This is a genomic window from Haemophilus sp. HMSC066A11 (assembly GCF_001811665.1).
In the GTDB taxonomy this organism is placed as follows: domain Bacteria; phylum Pseudomonadota; class Gammaproteobacteria; order Enterobacterales; family Pasteurellaceae; genus Haemophilus; species Haemophilus influenzae.
In genome coordinates, this window is the sequence record NZ_KV805862.1 from 1 (window position 1) to 1,279 (window position 1,279).

The 1,279-nt window shown below is 34.2% G+C and carries 1 protein-coding gene and 1 pseudogene; both read left to right on the forward strand.

Translation table 11 applies throughout. The annotated features are described in order from the left end of the window. Positions 1–924 (forward strand): phosphorylcholine kinase LicA (licA, locus tag HMPREF2813_RS02905; protein WP_148129909.1); only part of this gene is annotated, 924 nt, incomplete at its 5' end. Then, positions 924–1,279 (forward strand): annotated as a pseudogene (gene licB, locus HMPREF2813_RS02910) (choline transport protein LicB); the annotation flags it as partial. The gene licA and the pseudogene licB, both read left to right, overlap by 1 nt.

Here is a 1,279-nt window from a genome sequence, read left to right on the forward strand (position 1 = left end):
AATCAATCAATCAATCAATCAATCAATCAAATTGTAGGATTTGTTAAAACTTGCTACAAGCCTGAGGAAGTATTTCATTTTCTTCATCAGCATTCCATTCCTTTTTCCTCCATTGGGGGAATGACCAATCAAAATGTTCTACTTAATATTTCAGGGATGAAGTTTGTATTACGAATCCCTAACGCCGTTAATTTATCACTTATTAATCGTGAATATGAGGCATTCAACAATGCACAGGCATATCGTGCTGGTTTGAATGTAGAAACTCCCGTATTAGATGCCAAAAGTGGCGTAAAACTGACTCGTTATTTAGAAAATAGTAATACTTTAAGCCAGATACAATTAAACGAACAAAGTTGTTTGTCTCAAGTTGTGAATAATTTATATCATTTACACAATAGTGAATTTGTTTTCCGTAATGTATTTAGCGTATTCGATGAGTTTCGCCAATATTTTTCATTGCTAGAAAACAAATCCGCTTTTTATCAAGCTGATTCGAGAATGGATAAACTTTCAGCTGTATTTTGGCAATTTGAAGAAATCAATAAAGAGATAATTTTACGTCCGTGCCACAATGATTTAGTCCCTGAAAATATGTTATTACAAGATGATCGGCTATTTTTTATCGATTGGGAATATTCGGGCTTAAATGATCCGCTATTTGATATAGCTACTATCATTGAGGAAGCTCATTTATCGAAAGAAGCTGCTGATTTTCTATTAGAAACCTATTGCAATCAGACAAATAAATATCACAAGACAGAATTTCAAATCGCTCACAAACGGTTAAAAATTCATCGTTTTTGCCAAAATGTATTATGGTTTTTATGGACAAAAGTAAAGGAAGAACACGGCGAGAATTTTGGCGATTATGCGTTAAAACGCTTAGACGCAGCATTTAAACTATTAGAGGAATTGCCATAATGCGTGGCTATCTCTTTGGCATACTGTCCGCTGTATTCTGGGCATTATCTGGATTGTTATATAATGAATTGCCATTAAGTGAATATACTGCGTTAGGGAAAGTAATTTCATTGCTTTTTTTAATTGATTTTTGCTCGTTATTAGTTATCGGCATCACATTGTGGCGAAAAAGTGCGGTAGATTTTCAAGGCGTTTTTTGGCAACCTGCGTTATCTGGCGTATTAGGTGGGCCAATAGGAATGTCTGCCTATTTATTAAGCATTCATTATTTAACAATCTATTATGCTGCACCGCTTTCATCTCTCTTTCCTGTTTTCGCTGCGTTAATGTCTTATTGGATTCTAAAAGAAAAAAT